3 protein-coding genes are annotated in these 4,194 nt (G+C 73.1%); 2 read left to right on the top strand and 1 reads right to left on the bottom strand.

What is annotated here, in order from left to right; all coding sequences use genetic code 11:
• Nucleotides 1–1,268: xanthine dehydrogenase small subunit (locus tag GH736_RS18285; protein WP_159605887.1), on the bottom strand; the 1,268-nt coding region annotated here is incomplete at its 3' end.
• 122 nt (nt 1,269–1,390) lie between these two features.
• On the opposite strand from GH736_RS18285, the gene aceB reads away from it, so the two are divergent.
• Both aceB and GH736_RS18275 read left to right on the top strand, forming a co-directional pair.
• Nucleotides 1,391–2,989: a malate synthase A gene (gene aceB / locus GH736_RS18280; RefSeq protein WP_159605885.1), complete on the top strand. Its 1,599-nt coding sequence runs from the start codon at nt 1,391–1,393 to the stop codon at nt 2,987–2,989.
• Nucleotides 2,990–2,991: 2 nt separating this feature from the next.
• Nucleotides 2,992–4,194 (top strand): DUF6986 family protein, encoded by a 1,203-nt coding sequence (locus GH736_RS18275; protein WP_407922367.1) that lies wholly within the window; start codon nt 2,992–2,994, stop codon nt 4,192–4,194.

Below are 4,194 nucleotides of genomic sequence, written 5' to 3'. Positions count from 1 at the left end.
GCCGCGACCCCGCCGAGCCCGATCCGCGCGGCCGTGACGATGCCGCCGTCGTCGAGGTCGAGCGCGAAGGCCACGGCGACGCTCGAGATGTCGTCGAAGCGTCGCTTCGCGATCTTGTGGAACCCCGTGAGCTCGGCGAGCGGGAGCGGGATGCGCACGGCGCGGATGAGCTCGCCGGGGCGGCGCACCGTCTGCCGGTACCCGGTGAAGTACTCGGCGAGGTCCACCTCGCGCTCGCCGTCGGCCGAGACCAGCACGACGCTCGCCTCGAGCGCGAGCAGGGCGGGCGCCGTGTCGCCGATGGGGGAGGCGGTGCCGAGGTTCCCCCCGATCGTGGCCCGGTTGCGGATGAGGGGCGAGGCGAACTGCGGGAACAGCTCGGCGAGCAGCGGGACGCGCCCGTCGAGGCGACGCTGCACCTCGGCGAGCGTGAGCGCGGCGCCGAGCTCGATGCTCGCGTCGCCGACGGCGAAGGTGCGCAGCTCGGGCAGCCGCTCGATGGCGACCGTGAGGGGCGCCCGTCGACCGCGGAGGTTCACGTCGACGCCCCAGTCGGTGGTGCCGGCGACGACGGTCGCGTCGGGCTCATCGCCGAGCAGGGCGATCGCGTCGTCGAGGGAGGCGGGCCGCACGAACCGCCCGTCGTCGCCGTCGAGGTGCGTCGCCACGGCATCGGGCGCCGGTCGTGAGCGGCGCTCGGCGAGCGGATCACCGTCCTCCGGCGAGCCGAGGGCATATGCGGCATCCCGGATCGGCCGGTAGCCCGTGCAGCGGCAGAGGTTGCCGCTCAGCGCGTGCAGGTCGAAGCCGTTCGGGCCGTGATGGGCGTCGGTGCGGCCTTCGACGGTGGCCTCGGCATCCGGTGCCTCGGCCTCGCCCTCGTGCCGACCGCGACGGTAGAACTCGGCAGCCATGCTGCACGCGAAGCCGGGGGTGCAGTAGCCGCACTGCGAACCGCCCGCTGCGGCCAGTCCCGCCTGCACGGGATGCGGGTCCTCGGGAGACCCGAGCCCCTCGGCGGTCACGAGCTCCTGCCCGGCGAGGGCCGCGGCGGGCACCAGGCAGGCGTTCACCGCCGTCCACTCGGTGCCGCCGTGCTCGTCGTCCGTGGCCAGCAGCACCGCGCAGGCGCCGCACTCGCCCTCCGCGCAGCCCTCTTTGCACCCCGTGAGGCCCAGGCTGCGAAGCCAGTCCAGGGTGGTCGTCTGCGCGGCGATGCCCTGCAACGGGTGTCGCCGTCCGTTGACGGTCACGTCGATGTGATCCATGCACACTCCTTTGTCGGAGTCTACGCCGGGGACTTGCGCCCGATCCGGTGACGCCGGGCACGCATGTGCGCCAAGATGAGGGCAGCGCGAGGAGTATCGACCCGGAAGGGAGCGGCCGCCGCATGAGCATCGAGATCGCCCGTGACAGCGAGGTCCCGGGCGGCGAGGAGATCCTCACCGCCGAAGCGCTCGCGTTCGTCGAGGAGCTGCACCTGCGGTTCGACTCGCGCCGTCGCGAGCTGCTGAACGCCCGCACCGAGCGCCGGGAGCGGATCGCGCGCGGGGAGGCGCTCGACTTCCTGCCCGAGACCGCCGAGACCCGTGCCGCCGACTGGCTGGTACCGCCGCCGCCGCCGGCGCTCGCCGACCGCCGGGTCGAGATCACCGGGCCGGCATCGCCGGCGAAGATGGCGATCAACGCGCTCAACTCCGGTGCGAGGGTGTGGCTGGCCGACCTCGAGGACGCGTCCAGCCCGACGTGGGCCAACGTCGTGGGGAGCGTGCGCAACCTCCGCGACGCCGCATCCGGCACCCTCGCGTACACCTCGCCCGAGGGCAAGGCGTACGCGCTGCGCGACGACATCCGCAGGCCCACCGTCGTGACCCGACCGCGCGGCTGGCACCTGCCCGAGAAGCACGTGCTCATCGACGGCGAGCGCGGCTCGGGATCGCTCGTCGACTTCGGGCTGCACTTCTTCCACACCGCGCGGCAGCTCGTCGACAACGGCGACGGGCCGTTCTACTACCTGCCCAAGCTCGAGGGGCGTCTCGAGGCCCGGCTCTGGAACGACGTGTTCGTGTACGCGCAGGAGGCGCTCGACCTGCCGCTCGGGACCATTCGCACGACGGTGCTCATCGAGACGATCCCGGCCGCGTTCGAGATGGACGAGATCCTGTGGGAGCTGCGCGAGCACGTGTCGGGCCTGAATGCAGGCCGCTGGGACTACCTGTTCAGCATCATCAAGGTGTTCCGCGATGCCGGCCCCGAGTTCATCGTGCCCGACCGGGCCGACGTGCAGATGACCGCGCCGTTCATGCGCGCCTACACCGAGCTGCTCGTGCAGACCTGCCACCGTCGCGGCGCCGTCGCGATGGGCGGCATGGCGGCGTTCGTGCCGAACCGAGCCGACCCCGAGGCCACCGCCGTCGCCTTCGAGAAGGTGCGGGCCGACAAGACCCGCGAGGCGAACGACGGCTTCGACGGATCCTGGGTCGCACACCCCGACCTCGTGCCCGTCTGCCGAGAGGTGTTCGACTCGGTGCTCGGCGACCGGCCGAACCAGCTCGACCGGCAGCGACCCGAGGTCGACGTGTCGGCCGCCGAACTGCTCGACGTCGCCTCGACCGGCGGCGCCGTCACCGAGGCCGGCCTGCGCACGAACCTCTCGGTCGGCGTCGCCTACACGGCCGCCTGGCTCGCGGGCAGCGGCGCGGTCGCCCTGCACAGCCTGATGGAGGACGCCGCGACCGCCGAGATCTCGCGATCGCAGGTGTGGCAGCACCTCCGGCACGGCGTGGTGCTCGCCGACACCGGGCGCACGATGACTCCTGAACTCGTGCAGGAGGTGTTCGACGAGGAGGTCGCGAAGCTCCGCGCGGAGACGACGCCAGAGCGCTTCGCCGCGTTCACCGAGCCCGCCGCCCGCCTCGTCGCCGAGCTCTGCCTCGCCGACGAGTACGTCGACTTCCTCACCCTTCCGGCCTACGAACTGCTGGAGTGAGCGTGCGCACCGCCCTCTCGGCCGTCACCCTCGCCGCCATCGACGCCCGGCTCGCCGCGACCGACCGGCTCCTCGCGACGGCCTATCCCGGCGACGACGGGTCGCGCCAACCGGTGCACACCGTCTACGTGCCCGCCGACCGGTACACCCCCGAGCTGCCCGCGCTGTGGGGACGCGACGCCCTGGCGGCCGTCGACGGCGCGGGCGGGGTCGAGGCGGTCGCGGTCGCGGTCGGCCTCGAGGAGGAGACTGCCGGGGTCGTGTCCTCCGCGGTCGAGCAGAAGCTCGTGCTCGAGCCCATCGAGGACCTCCGGGTCGACTTCGAGGACGGCTACGGCGACCGCGGCGACGACGTCGAGGACGCCGACGCCGTCCGCGCCGCCAAGCGGGTCATCGCCGCCGAGGGCGCGGGGTTCGCCCCGCCGTTCGTGGGCATCCGGATCAAGTCGTTCGAGGCCGCGACGCGCGCCCGCGGCATCCGCACGCTCGACCTGTTCATCACGGCGCTCCTGGAACACGGCGGCCTGCCCGACGGCCTCGCGCTCACGCTGCCGAAGGTCTCGACCGTCGCGCAGGTCGAGGCGATGGCGGATGCCGCGGCCGCCCTCGAACGCGCGCACGGACTCGCCGACGGCAGGCTCCGGTTCGAGGTGCAGGTCGAGACCCCGCAGGTCGTGCTGGGTGCCGACGGACGTTCGCCGCTCGCCCAGCTCGCGACCGCGGTGCCCGGGCGCATCAGCGGGCTGCACTACGGCACCTACGACTACAGCTCCGCACTCGGCATCGCCGCCGGGTACCAGTCGATGGAGCATCCCGCCGCCGACCTGGCCAAGGGCCTCATGCAGGTCGCCGTCGCGGGCACGGGCATCCGCCTCTCGGACGGGTCGACGAACGTGCTGCCCGTCGGCGCCCGCATGCAGGAGGCGTGGCGGCTGCACGCGCGGCTCGTGCGTCGCTCGCTCGAGCGCGGGTTCCCGCAGGGGTGGGACCTGCATCCGCACCAGCTGCCGACGCGGTTCATCGCCACGTACGCGTTCTACCGCGAGGGGTACGCCGAAGCATCCGGCCGCCTGCGCGACGCATCCCCCCGGTGCGCACTCGGAAGACGCGGTCGATCCGTACCCAGCTCGGCCGTCCGGAGGCGTCCCACGCGCCGGTTCCGAGGCTCAGGAAGTCGCGGTCGCCGTCGTGCGCCTTGCTCGTGA

Origin of the sequence: Agromyces humi, from assembly GCF_009720255.1 — a bacterium.
Lineage (GTDB): Bacteria > Actinomycetota > Actinomycetes > Actinomycetales > Microbacteriaceae > Agromyces > Agromyces humi.
The sequence above is the reverse complement of the archived record's forward strand: the minus strand, read 5'-3'. Positions and strand labels throughout refer to the sequence as shown.

What these genes read in the sequence shown, in the direction of transcription:
- aceB (WP_159605885.1), top strand. Translation starts at nt 1,391, where the DNA reads ATGAGCATCGAGATCGCCCGTGACAGCGAGGTCCCGGGCGGCGAGGAG.